The 16,921-nt window shown below is 63.6% G+C and carries 18 protein-coding genes; 9 read left to right on the plus strand and 9 right to left on the minus strand.

All coding sequences use genetic code 11. The annotated features are described in order from the left end of the window. Positions 1-7: 7 nt before the first annotated feature. On the minus strand, positions 8-1,354 hold the full coding sequence (locus V3587_RS20305) for an APC family permease (protein WP_042922927.1): 1,347 nt from the start codon (positions 1,352-1,354) through the stop codon (positions 8-10). 146 nt (positions 1,355-1,500) lie between these two features. Between V3587_RS20305 and V3587_RS20310 the strand changes: the two genes are divergently transcribed. Next, positions 1,501-2,172 carry a DNA alkylation repair protein gene (locus V3587_RS20310; protein ID WP_030537444.1) on the plus strand — a complete coding sequence of 224 codons (672 nt, stop codon included), beginning with the start codon at positions 1,501-1,503 and terminating at the stop codon, positions 2,170-2,172. A gap of 162 nt (positions 2,173-2,334) precedes the next feature. Continuing rightward, positions 2,335-3,387, plus strand: a complete 1,053-nt coding sequence (locus V3587_RS20315; RefSeq protein WP_007735664.1) for an ABC transporter substrate-binding protein — start codon at positions 2,335-2,337, stop codon at positions 3,385-3,387. Positions 3,388-3,395: 8 nt separating this feature from the next. Here V3587_RS20315 and V3587_RS20320 read toward each other — a convergent pair whose 3' ends face one another. Beyond that, a complete protein-coding gene (locus tag V3587_RS20320; RefSeq protein ID WP_042922997.1) occupies positions 3,396-4,340 on the minus strand; it encodes a GlxA family transcriptional regulator in 945 nt (314 codons plus the stop codon). Between the two features lie 204 nt (positions 4,341-4,544). Between V3587_RS20320 and V3587_RS20325 the strand changes: the two genes are divergently transcribed. From V3587_RS20325 to V3587_RS20340, 4 genes are all read left to right on the plus strand, one after another. Further along, on the plus strand, positions 4,545-5,219 hold the full coding sequence (locus V3587_RS20325) for a DJ-1/PfpI family protein (RefSeq protein WP_007735669.1): 675 nt from the start codon (positions 4,545-4,547) through the stop codon (positions 5,217-5,219). 34 nt (positions 5,220-5,253) lie between these two features. Further along, a complete protein-coding gene (locus tag V3587_RS20330) occupies positions 5,254-5,724 on the plus strand; it encodes a DUF2269 family protein (protein ID WP_003943264.1) in 471 nt (156 codons plus the stop codon). Between the two features lie 82 nt (positions 5,725-5,806). Beyond that, positions 5,807-6,472 carry a HEAT repeat domain-containing protein gene (locus V3587_RS20335; RefSeq protein ID WP_179090777.1) on the plus strand — a complete coding sequence of 222 codons (666 nt, stop codon included), beginning with the start codon at positions 5,807-5,809 and terminating at the stop codon, positions 6,470-6,472. 13 nt (positions 6,473-6,485) lie between these two features. Continuing rightward, entirely contained in the window at positions 6,486-7,520 is a 1,035-nt protein-coding gene (locus V3587_RS20340; RefSeq protein ID WP_042922925.1) for a HEAT repeat domain-containing protein, read from the plus strand. Between the two features lie 44 nt (positions 7,521-7,564). Here the strand turns inward: V3587_RS20340 and V3587_RS20345 are convergent, their stop codons facing one another. After that, the gene (locus tag V3587_RS20345; protein ID WP_064443539.1) at positions 7,565-7,936 is read right to left on the minus strand and encodes an SdpI family protein; all 372 of its coding nucleotides are present in this window, start codon (positions 7,934-7,936) and stop codon (positions 7,565-7,567) included. Between the two features lie 375 nt (positions 7,937-8,311). Between V3587_RS20345 and V3587_RS20350 the strand changes: the two genes are divergently transcribed. Beyond that, a complete protein-coding gene (locus V3587_RS20350; RefSeq protein WP_082920584.1) occupies positions 8,312-8,788 on the plus strand; it encodes a hypothetical protein in 477 nt (158 codons plus the stop codon). A 133-nt stretch (positions 8,789-8,921) separates the two neighbouring features. Next, a complete protein-coding gene (locus tag V3587_RS20355) occupies positions 8,922-9,416 on the plus strand; it encodes a DinB family protein (RefSeq protein WP_064443541.1) in 495 nt (164 codons plus the stop codon). Positions 9,417-9,513: 97 nt separating this feature from the next. On the opposite strand, the gene V3587_RS20360 is transcribed toward V3587_RS20355, so the two are convergent. The 5 genes from V3587_RS20360 to V3587_RS20380 all read right to left on the minus strand — a co-directional run bounded on the left by V3587_RS20360 (position 9,514) and on the right by V3587_RS20380 (position 13,655). Further along, positions 9,514-9,966, minus strand: a complete 453-nt coding sequence (locus tag V3587_RS20360; protein ID WP_054826715.1) for a DUF6389 family protein — start codon at positions 9,964-9,966, stop codon at positions 9,514-9,516. A gap of 19 nt (positions 9,967-9,985) precedes the next feature. Then, positions 9,986-10,702 (minus strand): NUDIX domain-containing protein, encoded by a 717-nt coding sequence (locus V3587_RS20365; RefSeq protein WP_193594779.1) that lies wholly within the window; start codon positions 10,700-10,702, stop codon positions 9,986-9,988. A gap of 159 nt (positions 10,703-10,861) precedes the next feature. After that, the gene (gene dmpG / locus V3587_RS20370) at positions 10,862-11,890 is read right to left on the minus strand and encodes a 4-hydroxy-2-oxovalerate aldolase (RefSeq protein ID WP_020909650.1); all 1,029 of its coding nucleotides are present in this window, start codon (positions 11,888-11,890) and stop codon (positions 10,862-10,864) included. Beyond that, on the minus strand, positions 11,887-12,831 hold the full coding sequence (locus tag V3587_RS20375) for an acetaldehyde dehydrogenase (acetylating) (RefSeq protein WP_003943168.1): 945 nt from the start codon (positions 12,829-12,831) through the stop codon (positions 11,887-11,889). Before V3587_RS20375 ends, dmpG begins: the two co-directional genes overlap by 4 nt. Continuing rightward, positions 12,828-13,655 carry a 2-keto-4-pentenoate hydratase gene (locus tag V3587_RS20380; protein ID WP_007735684.1) on the minus strand — a complete coding sequence of 276 codons (828 nt, stop codon included), beginning with the start codon at positions 13,653-13,655 and terminating at the stop codon, positions 12,828-12,830. Before V3587_RS20380 ends, V3587_RS20375 begins: the two co-directional genes overlap by 4 nt. 69 nt (positions 13,656-13,724) lie before the next feature. Here V3587_RS20380 and V3587_RS20385 point away from each other — a divergent pair, with 69 nt between their 5' ends. Continuing rightward, complete coding sequence (locus V3587_RS20385) at positions 13,725-14,486, plus strand: IclR family transcriptional regulator (protein WP_003942865.1); 762 nt, start codon at positions 13,725-13,727, stop codon at positions 14,484-14,486. Here V3587_RS20385 and helR read toward each other — a convergent pair. Then, entirely contained in the window at positions 14,448-16,670 is a 2,223-nt protein-coding gene (helR, locus tag V3587_RS20390) for an RNA polymerase recycling motor ATPase HelR (RefSeq protein ID WP_283377108.1), read from the minus strand. The genes V3587_RS20385 and helR overlap by 39 nt on opposite strands. Positions 16,671-16,921: the final 251 nt, after the last annotated feature.

Below are 16,921 nucleotides of genomic sequence, written 5' to 3' on the forward strand. Positions count from 1 at the left end.
TCGCACCTCACTTCGTGGATCGGCGGTGGGAGAGGGCGTACAGCACTACTCCGACGGCCAAGAGTAATGATGCGCGTAACCACGTCGCAGCGCTCTGCTGGGTGAGCAACGCAACGCACGTACCGAGAGCGAGGATCGGGAAGATGATCGGCGTTCGGAAGTGTTTGTGTTGCACTGCGTCACGGCGCAGAACCAGGACGGCGATGTTGGTGCTGATGAATACGAAAAGCAGCAGGAGTACCACCGTCTCCGCCAGGGCTGACAGCGATCCGGTGACGCAGAGAGCCATGGCAACTGCTGTGGTCGCGATAATCGCCACCCAGGGGGTCCGTCGCTGCGGCAGTACCCGAGCGAAGACGCTCGGGAGCAAGCCTTCCGATGCCATCCCGTATGTCAGCCTGCTCGCCATGATCATTGTCAGCAGTGCGCCGTTGGCGACGGCGACCAACGCGATCAGGCTGAACAGGCGAGGCGGAACGCCGACGTCGGCAGCTGACACAACTTCCAGCAGTGGCCCGGAGGATGCGGCAAGTTCGTCGGCGGGCAGGACCACCGAGACAGCCAGGCCGACAAGGACATAGGCGGCGCCGGCTGTCAGTAATGCTCCGAACAGTGCGCGTGGGTAGACCTTGCTCACGTTCTTCACTTCTTCGGCGACGTTCGCGGACGTTTCGAAGCCGACAAAAGAGTAGTACGCGAGGAGTGCCGCAGCCAGCACCGCGAGTGCAGGCGATCGGCTGTCGTCGAACTCCACGACGCGGCTCAGGGTTCCGTCGCCGCGCCCGAGAACTATGCAAGCGAGGACGACAACGAGGACGAGCCCGGTGACCTCCACGACTGTCATGACGACGTTGGCGCGCATCGACTCCTTGATGCCTCTGGCATTGAGAAGTCCCACCAGGAGCAGGAAGACGAGCGCCGCTGGAACGGTTGGGACGTCGATGAAGGCTTTGAGATAGTCGCCCGAGAATGCGAGGGCGAGTCCCGCCGCACTGGTTACGCCGGCCGCCAGCATCGAGAAGCCGACAAGGAACGAGATCAGTGGTTTCCGATACGCCCGTTGGGCGAATACTGCTGCGCCGCCCGCTCGCGGATATTTGGTGACCAGTTCGGCATACGACGTTGCTGTCAGCAATGCCATGACGAGCGCTACGAGCAGTGGTACCCAGACGGCTCCACCAACTTCACCGGCGATGACGCCCACCAACGCGTAGATGCCGGCACCCAGAACGTCTCCGAGGATGAACACGAAAAGGAGTGGGCCGGTTATAGCCCGAGTGAGAATGTTCTTACCGCCGTCTTCATCTCCGCCTGCGGTTTCGTCCACGTTCTCAGCACCCGCGGCGCGTCGCATATGCAAGGTTCGTCCTGTCTTCATGGTGGCGTGCCGCCACCTCAGGAGCAGTCATGTACCCATTGGCCGAGGTTTCAAACGTAGGTCGCCCGCCTTCCCGTGCTTTGCTTGTAGGGGAATCGCAGAAGTAGTGACTGGAGGACGAAGTGGCCGAAACGACGGTTGCCGCGGTGATGGACGAGTTGGCTGCTCTCGAAGATCCGAAGGCGCGTGCGGTGAACGAGAAGCACGGTGACGATCACGGTGTGAACCTCACAAAACTGCGCGCTGTTGCGAAGCGATTGAAGACTCAGCAGGAACTCGCACAACAGCTTTGGGCGACGGGCGATACCGCGGCGCGATTGTTGGCCCTTTTGATCTGCCGCCCGAAGGCGTTCGAGCGTGACGAGTTGGATGTCATGTTGCGAGAGGCCCGCACTCCGAAGGTGCAGGACTGGCTCGTCAATTACGTGGTGAAGAAGAACCCGCATGCCGAGGAGTTGCGGGTGGCCTGGACCGCTGACCCTGATCCTGTGGTCGCTAGCGCCGGGTGGGCTCTGACCACCGAACGTGTCGCGAAGAAGCCCGAGGGACTTGACCTTTCAGGGCTACTCGACGTCATCGAGGCGGAGATGAAGGATGCTCCTGACCGCCTGCAATGGGCGATGAACCACTGCCTGGCTCAGATCGGGATCGAACATGCCGAGTACCGCGCCCGGGCAATCGAGATCGGTGAGCGACTGCGGGTGCTCGAGGATTACCCGACTCCACCGAACTGCACCTCGCCGTTTGCGCCCATCTGGATCGCGGAGATGGTGCGACGACAGAGGGCAAAGTAGAGCGCACGACAACTGAGGATAGGGTTACCTTCGTGCTACGTTAGGCGCCGTCACCCGCTCGGGGTGTCTGAGCAGGTCGATCGACCGGGAGGTCCTGGCGTGGCGAGAATTTTGGGACGAGGGCTGTCAGAGCGACGAAGTGGTGGCAGCCGTGTCCGCCGGATGGTAGCCGTCGTGGCGGCGTGCGGGCTGGCGGCCGGAATGGCGGCCTGCAGCAGCAACGGCGACAAAGACAGCACCGACGACAAAGACAGCACCCGGACTTCATCCGCAGTCGACGCCGCGTTCCCGGTGACGATCACGTCGGCCCTCGGCACGGCCGAGATCAAGGAGGAGCCCAGGCGGGTCGCAACCTGGGGATGGTCCAATCAGGACGCCCTCCTGGCGCTCGGTGTCGTCCCGGTCGCGATGCCCACTTTCTCCGGACCTCAGTACGGGGCCGACGCGCAGGGCATTCTGAAGTGGGACGCCGAGGCACTCGACAAGCTCGGTGGCGAGCAGCCGATCTTGTTGTCGGGTGACGGAACGGGCGAAGCACCTGTCGAGCAGTTCGCCAAGGCTGAACCAGATCTCATCTTCGCCCCGTACTCCGGGCTCACTCAGCAGGAATTCGACGCACTGTCGAAGATCGCGCCGGTGGTTTCCTTCCAGGACGAGCCGTGGACCGCGTCGTGGCAGGACCAGGTGACCATCGCTGGTCAGGCGCTGGGTAAACAGGCCGAGGCCGGCACGCTCATCGACAAGACCAACGCCGCGATCAGCGCGACGGCTGCGAAGAACCCTGCGTTGCAAGGTAAGACCGTCACCATCGGACTCCCGAACAGTCCGAGCACCTTCGCGGTGAGTAAGAACGCCGACGTGCGTGTCGAGTTCCTCGAGCAGCTGGGTCTGAAGAACGAGCCGACGATCCAGCAGGCCGATCCCGCCAAGGATCCCGAGGCCGTGTACTTCGAGCTGAGCACCGAGCAGGCGCCGCTGATTGCGTCTGACGTGCTGTTCGTGGTGGCCTACGACAAGGACTCTCTGAACGCGTTCCTCGCCGAGCCACTGGTGGCAGCTCAGCCGGTGATCGTCGATGGGCGTACGGCATCCACCAAGGACTTCAGCGTCGACAAGAACTTCGCGTTCGGCGGACTGACGGTCCTGACCATCCCGTACATCCTCGACGACGTCGCCACAGTTCTGAACACCGCTGCCGGCAACGTCAAGGGCTGACCGGCCCGCTAGCGGGAAGTTCGAAACTGTGTCCGGTACCGCTGTGGGCTGGTGCCGACCAGGTCTCGGAAGCGTTCGCGGAACGTGGTGACGGCATTGAATCCGACTTGTCCCGCAACACGTTCGATCGAGTGGTCGGTAGTCTCGAGCAGAAATTGCGCTTGGCGGAGCCGCGCGTGATGGAGCCACTGCAACGGCGTTGTACCGATCTGTTCCTGGAAGCGGCGGTTGAGCGTGCGGGTGCTCATCGTTGCCCTGGCCGCGATTGTCGTGATGTCGAGCTGCTCCCCGAGATTCTCTTCCATCCAGTTCAGCAGTGGACGAAGGGTTGTCCCGCTGGGTACGGGAGGCTCGTGGACGATGAATTGTGCTTGCCCTCCGGCACGTTCGAGCGGCATCACGCTCAGACGTGCCGTGTCGGCGGCGACGGCAGACCCGTAGTCCTGACGCACCATGTACAGACAGAGGTCGAGTGCGGCCGCAGCGCCCGCCGAAGTCAAGATGTGCCCGTTGTCGACGTAGAGAACGGCAGCATCGACGTCGACAGCCGGGTGCCGACGCGCCAACTCTGCGGCGGCCGCCCAGTGCGTCGTCGCGCGAAGTCCGTCGAGCAAGCCGGTGTCGGCGAGCGTGAATGCGCCGACGCACAGTGATGCGATGCGTGTGCCGCGATCCGCGGCTGATCTGAGGGCGTCGATGATCTCGGCGTCGACCGGCACATCGAGATCGGCGGTGCCCGGGATGATGATCGTGCTGGCCTGGGCGAGACGTGACAGTCCGTGCGGTACGCGCATCGTGAACGTTCCGGTCTCCACCTCCTCGGTGAGCGCGCACACGGCGGTCCGGTAGGCCGGTGCGCCTGAGGGAAGCCTGCATCGTCCGAAGACTTCGAGGGGTGCTGCCAGGTCCATCGGCACCACTCCGGGCAACGCGAGAACTGCAACGTCATGCATGTCTGAAACGTAGCGTATGTGGCGCGAGATTCTGTGATCTCGTGTCGTGAAATATCCTCTCAACTGGTATTTCACAGAATATGTGAGGTTGGCTGAAAGCCGTCGAAGGTTGGCTTTCAGCCGTCGCGCAGGGGTCAACTTCCTCCTACTGTCGTAGGAACAGCGAAGCGCACAGGAGCGCGTCGCACAAAATCGGAGGTTGCAGTGCACGCGCAGATCGTGTTGTTCGACGGATTCGATCCCATGGATGTCGTGGGTCCGTACGAGGTGCTCTACGCCGGGGGTCTCGCCAGCGGTGGGGCGTTGAGTGTCGAACTCGTCAGCGCGGAGGGGCCTCGGACCGTCCTGAGTGGAAGTGGTGAACTCGCTATGACCGCCACTGCAACCCTCGATGTCGAACACGCGGATCTGATCATCGTTCCCGGAGCATCGGGTCTCTTCGAACCCGATGCGGACCAGCCGGGCACCAGTTTGCCGGAAAGACTCGCGGCCACAACGGAAACCGAACTGCCTGTCATGATGCGGCGTGCACTCGACGATCCTGGTGTTCTTGTTGCGACCGTCTGTGGAGGATCTTTGGCGCTGGCGATGGCGGGGCTTCTCGAAGGGCGCCGCGCCGTGACACACCATCTTGCCGTGGACGCACTGGCGGCCGGCGGCGTTATTCCGATCCAGGCGCGAATCGTCGACGACGGTGACCTGATCACCGCCGGCGGTGTGACATCCGGTCTCGACCTTGGCCTGTACCTGTTGGAACGATGCCTCGGGCCCCGGATAAGTCTCGAGGTCGAAGCGCTCTTCGACTACGAGCGTCGTGGAACGGTGTGGTCGGCCAAGGGCGCCGAGCCTGTAATCACCTTCGCCCCGGACGCTGCGTGAATACGCTTGTGCGTACCGAAACGCGAGAAATCCCATGACCGGAATCCTGCTGTCCCTCCACGTGATTGCGGCCATTCTTGCCATCGGCCCCGTCGCTGTGGCGGCGAGTATGTTCCCGGTGGCGAGCCGCGCCGCGCTCGCCGATCCGGACAGCGCCAGTGTTGCGACGACGGGCATGCTGCATCGCATCGTTCGGGTGTATGCCACGATCGGCGTTGTCGTTCCGATGCTCGGTGTCGCCACCGCCGTCAATCTCGGAGTGCTCGGTGACCTGTGGATCCTCACCTCGATCGCACTCACCGTCGTTGCCGCCGTGATACTCACCGCGGTCGTGCTTCCCGCCCAACGGCTGACAATGGCGGCGATCGAAGGAACCGGGTCCGTTGTGGATGTCGCAACGCGGCTCACCCGTCGACTGGGCACAGCGACGGGGATCTTCAATCTGCTCTGGGTCGTTGTCGTCGTGCTGATGATCTTTCGGCCAGGATCGACAACCGGCGTGTGATCCGAGGCGATATTTCCCGTGTCGGAGACAGCGACGCTTGACCTTGACACAGTGACAAGGACTCCAATGGTCGACGAAGGAGGTGGTTGTCGTGAACACAACCAACCATGGTGGGCAGAATGCTCACCTCGTCGACGCATTGGCCGCGGCTGATCCCTCGGTTCGGCTGCGCGCCGCGCTCGCTGTCGGCACGCGCCCGGACCCTGAGCTGACGGATGCCCTGATCGATCGGTGCGCCGTCGAGCCGGACTTCTTCGTCCGCGACATGCTGACCTGGGCATTGTGCCGCTTGCCGGCCGAAATTACGGTGCCGAGGCTGATCCGTGAGCTCGGGTCCGATGGTTCGCAAGCCCGCAGTCAGGCGCTCCACACCTTGTCCAAGATCGGCGATCCGATCGCGTGGCCCGAGGTCTCTGCGCTGGTGCACGACCAGGACGACGAGGTCGCGCGCAGTGCGTGGCGCGCCGCAGTGGCACTCGTGCCGGCAGGAGTCGAGGGTGCACTCGCAGCGGATCTGGCGACCGAACTCGGGCGGGGCGAACTGCAGATGCAGCTCAGTCTGAGCCGTGCTCTGACCGGGCTCGGCGAGGCTGTACTCCCGGTGCTCGACGCGGCCGGAATGAACCCGAATCCGCGTGTCCGGGCGCATGCTGATGCTACAAAGCAACTCTGGCACGACCCCGACGGTGGGTTCGCACTCTCACACGAGTTGGCGAAGCGCGTCGCGGCAATCGGCCCGGACGCGTAGGAAGGGGAGACGGATGTTGATCGGCGAGGTCTCGCGGCGTTGTGGTGTCAGCACACGGATGCTGCGTCACTACGACACCTTGGGACTGGTGAAGCCGACGGGCCGCACGTCCGGCGGTTACCGGGAGTACTCCGCCGACGACATCCGTCGACTCTTCCACGTCGAGAGCTTGAGGACGTTGGGGCTCTCGTTGAACGAGGCCAAGCGTGCACTGGACGAACCCGACTTCGCGCCGGCCGATTTGGTGGGTGAACTCATGCAACACACTCGGCAACGGATCGCGGCGGAGGAGGAATTGCTGACCAAACTCGAAAGGGTCGACGCATCCGCCCCTTCGGAGTGGGATGACGTCCTGCGCATGGTCTCGCTGTTGCGTGCACTCGAATCCGAGTTCGCTGCCCACCGTCAGCAAGCGATCCTGTCGCAGGAGCTGAATGCGGCGTTGCCCGTCGACGCACTCGTCGAGGCCATCCTGTCGGAGAAGGATGCCAACGTGGCCGGAGCGTTGCAGTGGGCGTTGGCGAGGACCGAAGGTGCGGGCCTTGCAGGTCTCACGAAGGGCCTCGAATCGGAGGACGTCGAGGTTCGACGCCGCGCGACGTCGGCCATCTCCGGGATCCACACCGAGGAAGCAACTCGGGCGCTGAAGCGAGCTCTCGATGATTCGGACGCGATAGTCCGCGCTGATGCCGCTCTCACCCTCGGATCTCGCGGAGAGGCCGTCTCGATGCCCGCTCTCCTCGAGATGGTCGCCGACGGGCGACGCGACGTCGAGGCCGGAGAGGTGCTCGGTCTTCTCGCGGAGCACTCACCGACAAGCGGTGAGGTCGTCGATGCCGTGCAGGCAGGGCTCGACGGCACTGACGACGCCCCGACGAGGTTGCGAATCACGCAGGCACTCGCTGAGATTCCCGGCGCGGCGGCCCGGGAAGCGCTCGCCCGGCTGACACGCGACGACGACAAGACGGTCGCGTCCACGGCAGCCGCGATCCTCGAGATGCGGGACCGTGGACCACGCCGGCGCGAACGACCGCGTATCGGGAACTGAAATCGGAGAACTAGGGCACCTCTGACAAATGCGGGCCCGGGTGGTCAGCGCCGTAACGATTTTGCCGCGGCGTTGCCCTTCAACGCTGCACAGAGCAGGACAAGGAGCACCGCTAGAAACACGACTGTTGAGGCGACAGCCGACACCACAGATCCGAAACCTGTCACGACACCGATGGCGACCTGCATGCACAGTCCCACTACGGCTGTCCACACCGTCCGGCGTAGAAGGGGCCACGCAATCCGATGGGCCAATTGCCACGCCTCGGGGCTCGAGATCGTCGCCTTCGTGCGTATGCCGACAACGGGATTCGGTTCATCACCGACGAGTCGCGGCATGAGCCCAGCAACGAACGCGAGGATAAGCGTCGACGACGTCAGTGAGACCGTCAGACCCAGTAAGTCAGGCGATTCCATCCGTCCAGCCCCCAATCGGCAGATGTTGACGCAGCGGACATTCCAGTCTGGGGTGCCGCTGGGACACATCCGACTGTATGCGAACGAATGTATGTACTGCTGATCGGGTGACGCACTTTCAGGCTTTGTCGGATGAGCAGTGGACTCGATCTCGGACTAGTTTTCAGACAAGCCCTAGTGTGGATTGCCTAGGCAGAAAAGGTTTCCCGCCGGATCTGCCAACACGTGCCGGATGATCCGCCCGAATCAAGTCGAGGTGAACCGTATTCCTTTGGCTGCGAGCCTGATCGATCTCAGGCAAAGCCTCGAAGCTGCTGCGCACCCGCTGCGCGGTGATCAACGGATATGGTTTCTCACGTGGTGGATCAACGGCGAATGAGTTTGCGACGCAGGTACCTGAGCCTCGGTCTTGGCGAACTGGCGGCCGCGGCCGTATTTGCCGCTGTGGCTGTCGGCGTCGTGATGCCTCGGCTCGAAGGTCCGAAAGACTCCGCTGCGTTGTGGTCGGCGCTGGCCCCACTGCTCGTGGTTCTCGTACAAGCAGGTGTCTACTGGCTGCTTGCCCGAGGCTGGGTCGAGCAGGCACCGATGCCGGCCCGCCTCGCAGCGCTCTACCGCGTGTTTCGGGTCCTCGATGTTCTCTTGTTGGCGATAGCTCTTCTCGGCGTTGTCATCTGGCTACCAGATCACTCCGGCGCGGCCGTGGGCGTGGTGGCGGTGTGGGCTTTCGGCGTCGCCGAGTACGCCAACTACTTCGTGGCTCGTCTCGCCTACCCGCTGCAGCGGTGGCCTTTCGAGGTCGGCAAGTTGCGGAGGCCCCAACTTGTGCACGACCTGCATTCGGCGCGGTGATACCGGCGATGAAGCCTGCCTTTGCCGCAACGGCAAAATTTGATGCGGGATCGGAGTGAATTCGGAAGGATCGGTTCTGCCCACCCAGGAATGAAGCCTCTATGTCGTTCTTCACCGAGTAAGGAGAACCACCATGGCAGCGTCGCGTCGCAGCCGCCGTGATGCCCCACCACCCCGGTCCGGAAATAGCGAGGTCGATACGCTACGCGCGTTTCTCGACTACTTGCGTGATTCGATCGCTGCCAAGGTCGAGGGTGCTCCGGAACCTCAGGTGCGCACCACAATTGTTCCGTCTGGGACAACCTTGCTCGGGCTGGTCACTCACTTGACCTTTGTCGAACGATCGATGTTTCTCGCAGAAAACGTGACGGATTGGAAAGCGACGTTTCAGCCGTCATCGGAAGACAGCGTGGACGGTGTCGTCAGTCGCTATCGCGAGACGGTCGAGCGTGCCAACGCAGTTCTCGACGGATGCACAGATCTTGCCGCGCCCATCCCGCGACCGGGGGCGAAACGACCCGCTCCCAGTGTCCGCTGGGCGCTCGTGCACATGATCGAAGAGACCGGACGCCATGCCGGGCACGCTGACATCCTCCGCGAACTGATCGACGGTGCGACCGGCCGGTGACATCGCAACAATAGTTAGAATCCGTCGGTGCAAGTGGCGGATCCTGGACGACAACCGTGGCGGTGAGGTCTTCCATCTCGCCCACAGCTTCCGCGATTCATCGAGGCAGATGTCCACGACCGCCCACTGGTACAGCGTCGACAGTTCCGTCGGGAGTCGTTACTTCCCAAGCTAGTCCGGTGGCGGCCGAGGGAATGAGCCCGTCGATCCATTTGGCCACGACACCGACGACAACTTTCTCGAGTTCCATACGTGACCACTTTCGCGGTCGATGCGGAACCGGCGGTTCCCAGCCTTCCTCGCCCCAGATCACGCCGAATAGCTCTCTCTCGTCACCGATTTGCTGATTCAGGCTGAATGCGTCAGGACCCTCGAATCGTGCCCATACGCCGAATGTTCCCTCGCCGTCCTGATCGACCGAGACATCGATGACGATCCCTTCGGTGCGCGGGGTTGCCGCGTGGTGAATCGCAGCCAGTCGATCGCTCACTACCGCCGACACGGTATCGAGGACAGACCTCAGCGCGTCGCTGTACTCAGCAGGTTCCATCGGCACAGGATATAGAAATTCAGGCAATCGACTTCGAAGTCAGTGCCCCCGACATGGCCGCCCATTGAAGAAGAATAACCGTCTTACCGTCGACGATTTCTCCACCGGAGATCATGTCGTGTGCCGTGTCGAACGGCAACTCCAGGACTTCGATGTCCTCGCCTTCGTCTGGCACCCCGCCACCACTGCCGGTTCTGTCCGCCGGGCTGTATCGGCCGGCGAAGAAATGCACTCTCTCGGTGACGGATCCGGGGCTCATGTACAGATCGAACAGATGCTGCACCTCACCGATCGCGACGCCGAGCTCTTCGCTCGTCTCTCGCCGAATGGCTACTTCCGGCGTGTCGGCATCGAGCAAACCGGCTGCGGTCTCGATCAGCATTCCGTCGGGGTGTGCGTTGACGTAAGCGGGAAAGCGGAATTGCTTCGTCAACAGGACGGTGCGCCGTTCGGGGTCGTACAGCAAGATCGTCGCGCCGTTCCCACGGTCGTAGGTTTCTCGTTGCTGTGTCTCGAGAGTGCCGTCCCTTCGCCGATACGTGAAGGTGCTGCGACGCAACACATGCCAACCGTCTGAGGTGACCTCGACTCGTTCGACCTCGACGTTCGGATTACCGTGCAGCCCGAGACCTGTTCGGTCGAGGCCGGTGCGACCCCGGCTGTCCGGAACGTCGACGCCGGCACAACCCGCCGTTGCAGTCGGGTGTATCAGCTTGTCGCTGTCAGATTCGGTCATGTCATCCACCGTAGCGAAGATCGGCACCTCGCCGTTATTGGGCAACAACAGCTTCAGCGTTGAGCGGCGTCGCGGCGGAAACTCTCAGTCCAACTGAGAAGTCCCGCCCCCGTCCGGAGACGGGAGCGGGACTCGGGTGTCAGCGAACTCGGCAGCGCGTCAGACTGCTTCCTTTGTCGCCTGCGCTGCGAGGGTGAGCGCGATGTCGACGATCATGTCCTCCTGACCACCCACCAGACGGCGGCGTCCAGCTTCGAGCAGCAGTGTGCGAACGTCGATTCCGTAGCGCTCCGACGCAGCTTCGGCGTGGCGCAGGAAGCTCGAGTACACGCCGGCGTAGCCGAGAGTGAGGGTTTCGCGATCGACGCGGACCGGCCGGTCCTGCAGCGGTCGGACGATGTCGTCGGCGGCATCCTGCAGGGCGAACAGGTCGCAGCCGTGCTCCCACTCTTCGATGTTGGCGACGGCGATGAAGGCCTCGAGGGGGCAGTTGCCGGCACCGGCGCCGTGACCGGCAAGCGAAGCATCGACGCGGGTGACGCCGTTCTGCACTGCAACAACGGAATTGGCAACCGAGAGCGAGAGATTCTCATGGGCGTGGATACCGATTTCGGTGCCCTCGTCGAGGATGTCGCGGTATGCACGAACACGATCCGCGACGTCGTTCATCACCAGACGTCCACCCGAGTCGGTGACGTAGACGCAGTGCGCGCCATACGATTCCATCAACTTGGCCTGCTTGGCCAGTTCCTCGGCAGGCGCCATGTGGCTCATCATCAGGAAGCCCGAGACGTCCATGCCGATCTCGCGGGCGGTTTCGATGTGCTGCGCGGAGACGTCGGCCTCGGTGCAGTGCGTGGCAACGCGAACCGAGCGCACACCGAGGTCGTAAGCATGCTTGAGTTCACTGATCGTGCCGACACCCGGAAGTAGCAGCGTGGTGAGACGAGCGTGCTCGAGTACCTCGGCCGCTGCTTCGATCCATTCCCAGTCGGTGTTCGAGCCGGGGCCGTAGTTGAGCGAGCCGCCGGCGAGGCCGTCACCGTGCGCTACTTCGATCGCGTCGACGCCGGCAGCGTCGAGAGCTGTGACGATCCGCTTGACGTCGGTGGGCGAAATGCGGTGGCGGACAGCGTGCATGCCGTCGCGAAGGGTGACGTCCTGGACGAAGATCTTGCGGTTGCTCACTTGGTTGCTTCCTTCTGCTGGGCGATGCGCTCCGCGATCTGCATTCCGGCGGACGTCATAATGTCGAGATTGCCGGCGTACGCAGGCAGGTAGTGTGCCGCGCCCTCGACCTCGAGGAACACCGACACCTGGTGGGTGGGGCGATTGCCGTCGACGAGCAACGTCTCGACGGGCTGGTCGGCCGGGATCTCGGTGATCTGGACTTCCTGCTTGAGTCGGTAGCCGGGGACATACGCGGAGACGTCGCCGACCATCTTCTCGATCGACTGACGGATCTCGTCGTGAACAGCCGGGTCCGGTGCGTCGACGAGGCAGAAGACCGTGTCGCGCATGATGAGCGGCGGCTCAGCGGGGTTGAGGATGATGATGGCCTTGCCGCGACGAGCGCCGCCGACTGCCACGATCGCCTCGGACGTGGTCTCGGTGAACTCGTCGATGTTGGCGCGCGTTCCGGGACCGGCCGACTTGGAGGCGATGGACGCGACGATCTCCGCATACGCCACCGGGACGACCCGAGAAACAGCGGCAACCATCGGGATGGTGGCCTGGCCGCCACACGTCACCATGTTGACGTTGGGTGCGTCCAAGTGCTCGTCCGCGTTGACGGCCGGTACGACGTACGGTCCGATCGCGGCAGGCGTCAGGTCGATCATGCGCTTGCCGAGGGGAGCCAGCCGCGCGTTGTTGGCCACGTGAGCCTTTGCCGAGGTGGCGTCGAAGACGATCTCGATCTCGTCGAAGTTCGGCAGACCGACAAGGCCTTCGACGCCTTCTGCCGTGATCGGCACGTTCAGACGCGCGGCGCGAGCGAGGCCGTCGGACGCGGGGTCGATACCGACCATCGCGCCCATCTCCAGGTAGTCGGAGTTGCGCAGCACCTTGATCATCAGATCCGTGCCGATGTTGCCCGATCCGATGATCGCGACCTTGACCTTGCTCATGCGTTGTCCTCTTCGCTGGAGAAACTGGTGGTGACGGAACCGAGCCCGGAGACGGTCACGGTGACTACGTTGCCTGCGGTGACCGGTGCCATGGGGCCGAGAGCGCCGGACAGGATCACCTGCCCTGCGGTCAGCGGCTGCCCCAACTCACGTGCAGTGCGGGCGAGCCAGACGACGGCTTCGATCGGATCGCCCAGGCAGGCGGTTCCGACGCCGGTGGACACCTCGGTGCCGTCGACGGACATCGACATGACGACGCCGGCGGGTTCCACCTCGTCGAGGGTGCGTCGTTCGGTTCCCAGGACGTACACGCCCGAGGACGCATTGTCGGCGACGGTGTCACCGAACTTGATGTCCCACGACTCGATGCGGCTGTCGCAGATCTCGATCGCGGCGACGGCGTAGTCGATCGCACCGCGCACCTGCGCACTGTCCAGCGGTCCGTCCACGAGGTCGGCACCGAGCACGAAGGCAACTTCCGCTTCGACCTTGGGCTGGATCAAACGGCTCATGGGGATGGCGCCGCCGGCGGGGAACTCCATGTCGGCGTACAGCACGCCGAGGTCGGGCTGGTCGACACCGAGCTGCTGCTGGACTGCCACCGAGGTCAGGCCGATCTTGCGGCCTACGACCACGGCCCCCGCCTGCCGACGGATTTCGTCGACGCGGCGCTGGACGGCATAGGCGGCGACGAGGTCGTCGGCGCCGATCAGATCGCGCACGGGCGCGCAGGGAGTGCCGCTCGCGATGGCGGCTGCGAGGCGGTCCGCAGCAGCTGCGATGTCGGTCTCGCTAGCTGTACTGGTATTCGTGGGCTGGCTCATGGCCACTACTTTCGCCGCGGCACCGAGATTGCGCCAGGGAACTGTCTCACTCAGCGATACGCTGGGGAGGTGACTGGCAGCGCAAACCTCGACACCGTGCTCGGCAAGGCGGTGACGATCCTGCGCGCCTTCCGGGCCGACGACCACGTGTTGCCTCTGGCCACCCTGGTCCAGCGGACGGGCCTGCACAAGGCGACGGTGCACCGCCTGGCCAACGAACTGGTCGCGAACCGGCTACTCGACCGTATCGACGGTGGCTACCGGCTCAGCGGCGGCCTCTTCGAACTCGGCATGCTCGCCTCTCTCGAACGTAGCCTCCTGGAGATGGCGATGCCGTTCCTCCAGGACCTGTACGAGCGGACCCACGAGACAGTCCACCTGGGGGTCCGTGACGGCCACGACGTCGTATACGTCGCGAAGATCGGCGGACACCGGCAAGCCAACTCGCCGTCCCGGACCGGTGGCCGGATACCGCTGTATTGCACCGCAATCGGCAAGGCGCTCCTGGCATTCTCCGACAACGAGTTTCGCCGCGAGGTGCTGTCGGAGCCGATGACGCGCCGGACCCCGCACACAATTGTTGCGCCCGGCATTCTCAACACCCAACTGAACCGAGTGGTCGAGACCGGTATTGCGTTCGAGCGCGAGGAATCAGCGCCGGGTCTCGCATGCGTTGCGGCGCCGGTATTCGGAACCAATGACAAACCCGTCGCGGCCATCAGTGTCACCGGTCCCACCAGTCGCTTCGTCCCCGAGAGCCAGGTGTCCTACGTGCGCGCTGCTGCCGAAGGCCTACACAGCACGATCGCTCGCCGCGAACGATTGCGGTGATCTGGCCGTCCCGACCCGGACGAGCCCGGTCAATGCGTGCGGCAATGGCCCCTCGTGTAGGACGCCGAGACGTTGGGTCGCGCGGGTGAGGGCGACATAGAGTTCAGACGCACCGCGTGGGCCGTCGGCGATGATTCGCTCCGGTTCCACGACGAGCACGGCATCGAACTCGAGGCCCTTCGTTTCCGAAACCGGCACAGCGCCGGGCACACTCGCAGGTCCGATGACGACGCTCGTACCCTCGCGTCCGGCCTCGTCCTGATTGAATTCGTCGATGGCGGAGGCTAGTTCGTCGGCGGAGATTCGCTTGGACCACGGTTGGACCCCGCAGGCGCGGACGGACTCGGGTGGCTGGATGTCTGGCGCGAACTCGGCGAGCAAGGCGGCGGCGACGCTCATGATCTCGGCGGGGGTGCGATAGTTCACCGACAGGGATCGGTAGATCCAGCGGCCGGGGACGTACGGCTCCATCATCGTCGCCCACGAGCGAGCACCTGCGGGTGAACGTCGTTGCGCGAGATCACCTACTACCGTGAAAGACCGGTCCGGGCAGCGGCGCATCAGGACTCGCCAGTCCATCTCGGACAGCTCTTGTGCCTCGTCGACCACGATATGCCTGTACGTCCAGTCTCGGTCAGCAGCAGCGCGTTCGGCGAGCTCCCGGGTATCGCGTTCGACGAAACGATCCGCCAGGTCCTCGGCGTACAGCATGTCCTGGGCGAGGAGATGATCCTCGTCGTCCATCAAGTCTTCACGACTGATCATCATGTCCAGCACGCCCGCTGCATACGCAGCCTCGTCGCGGCGTTCACGTTCGGCACTCTGGTCGACGGGCTTGTCCCGGCCGAGCATGTCCACCAATTCGTCGAGAAGCGGAACGTCGGACACCGTCCAGGCATCGCCCTCTCGGCGCAACAGTGTCTCGTCTGCGCCTGCCTTGCGTAGGCGTTCTGGCGAAGTAAACAGTTGTGTCAGTAGCTCTTTCGGTGTCAAGATCGGCCAGAGTGCGTCGAGTGCGGCGGCAAACGCGTCATTCTCCGCCAACTCTGCGGTCAGATCTGCGCGCACTTGTTCCCAGGCTTCACGGTCACTGCGTGTCAACCATCCCTTGCCGATCCGCGCTATCGCCCGCTCGGTCAGTGCCCAGGTGACGATTTCGGTGAACACAGTGCGAGCGTCGTTGTGGGGGAGTCCGCTCGAACGAGCTTCTTCTCGGGCCCACTCCGCAGTTTCGGCGTCGATTCGCACTGTGACGTCCGCCAATTCGATCAACAACGGGTTCTCGGGCAATCGCTGATGATCGGCAATCGCTGCGCCGAGAACGTCCAGGATCTTCCGCGAGCCTTTGAGCCCAGCGGCCTCAGGAGCGTCCTCGGCGGTGACGCGTAAACCCGGAACGAGATCACCGGTGGTCATGAACACCACGTCGGACTCGCCCAGCGAGGGCAGCACGCGGCCGATGTGGTTCAGGAACGCCGGGTTCGGCCCGACCACGAGAACGCCGTGACGTTCCATTCGCTCTCGCTGCGTGTAGAGCAGGTAGGCGACGCGGTGCAAGGCGACGACGGTTTTCCCGGTACCGGGGCCACCTTCGATCACCAGCACCCCGGGGTGTTCGAGTCGGACGATGTCGTCCTGCTCGGCCTGGATCGTGGCCACGATGTCCCGCATTCCCTCACCGCGGGGTGCATTGACTGCTGCGAGCAAGGCGGAATCGCTGTGGGTGTCGTGTTCTGCGCAGTCAGGGCGCCCGAGTACCTCGTCGGTGAAATCGACCACGTGTCGACTGCGTGTGTGGAACTGACGGCGTCGACGCATGTTCTCCGGGTTTGCAGCGGTGGCAACGTAGAACGGGCGAGATGCCGGCGCCCGCCAATCGAGCAGCACCGGTTCGTAGTCGTTGTCCGCATCGAGAAGGCCGATTCGGCCGATGTACGAAGTCTCACCAGTCAGCGAGTCCAACCGGCCGAAGCACAGGCCGTTGTCGGCTACGTCCAGCCTCTTCACCTCTTTGGCGAGCGCGCGCACCTCTGCATCGCGTTCCATGAGTGCTTCGCCGTTTCCGCGCAGAGCGGTGCTGTACCTGCCCTTGACTCGGGCGCGCTCCGCATCGAGGCGTGCGTAGAGCGCCTCCACATAGTTCCGCTCGGATCGCAGTTCTTCTTCGTATCCCTGGGTTGGCACGTGCCCTCACTTCCGCTGGCTGTTCCGATCCCGTAGTGGGTCGTGCGGGATCGGAACAGCCATTCTGCGGCACTACCCGGGCCTTGCCGCAAGGCCCCCGGTGCGATATACATTAGTAGTGGAAGGGAGTGTCGATCCTCCCCCGGCTTTTCCCACAGATCCTCTCGCGACCCCCCAGCCTGATGCACGGCTCCCAGCCTGGTCGATGTTTGGACCCCGAGTGTCACGGGTACAAATCCAGTGACCGGTGT

The organism is Rhodococcus sp. IEGM 1306, assembly GCF_036541985.1.
GTDB lineage: Bacteria > Actinomycetota > Actinomycetes > Mycobacteriales > Mycobacteriaceae > Rhodococcus_F > Rhodococcus_F qingshengii.

Excerpts from the sequence above, each read along its gene's own strand:
- V3587_RS20360 (WP_054826715.1), bottom strand. The coding sequence starts at position 9,966 with ATGGAACCTGCTGAGTACAGCGACGCGCTGAGGTCTGTCCTCGATACC.
- V3587_RS20365 (WP_193594779.1), bottom strand. The coding sequence starts at position 10,702 with ATGACCGAATCTGACAGCGACAAGCTGATACACCCGACTGCAACGGCG.
- V3587_RS20315 (WP_007735664.1), top strand. The coding sequence starts at position 2,335 with ATGGTAGCCGTCGTGGCGGCGTGCGGGCTGGCGGCCGGAATGGCGGCC.
- V3587_RS20355 (WP_064443541.1), top strand. The coding sequence starts at position 8,922 with ATGGCAGCGTCGCGTCGCAGCCGCCGTGATGCCCCACCACCCCGGTCC.
- V3587_RS20345 (WP_064443539.1), bottom strand. The coding sequence starts at position 7,936 with ATGGAATCGCCTGACTTACTGGGTCTGACGGTCTCACTGACGTCGTCG.
- V3587_RS20305 (WP_042922927.1), bottom strand. The coding sequence starts at position 1,354 with ATGCGACGCGCCGCGGGTGCTGAGAACGTGGACGAAACCGCAGGCGGA.
- V3587_RS20350 (WP_082920584.1), top strand. The coding sequence starts at position 8,312 with ATGAGTTTGCGACGCAGGTACCTGAGCCTCGGTCTTGGCGAACTGGCG.
- V3587_RS20320 (WP_042922997.1), bottom strand. The coding sequence starts at position 4,340 with ATGCATGACGTTGCAGTTCTCGCGTTGCCCGGAGTGGTGCCGATGGAC.
- V3587_RS20375 (WP_003943168.1), bottom strand. The coding sequence starts at position 12,831 with ATGAGCAAGGTCAAGGTCGCGATCATCGGATCGGGCAACATCGGCACG.
- V3587_RS20340 (WP_042922925.1), top strand. The coding sequence starts at position 6,486 with ATGTTGATCGGCGAGGTCTCGCGGCGTTGTGGTGTCAGCACACGGATG.
- V3587_RS20380 (WP_007735684.1), bottom strand. The coding sequence starts at position 13,655 with ATGAGCCAGCCCACGAATACCAGTACAGCTAGCGAGACCGACATCGCA.
- V3587_RS20330 (WP_003943264.1), top strand. The coding sequence starts at position 5,254 with ATGACCGGAATCCTGCTGTCCCTCCACGTGATTGCGGCCATTCTTGCC.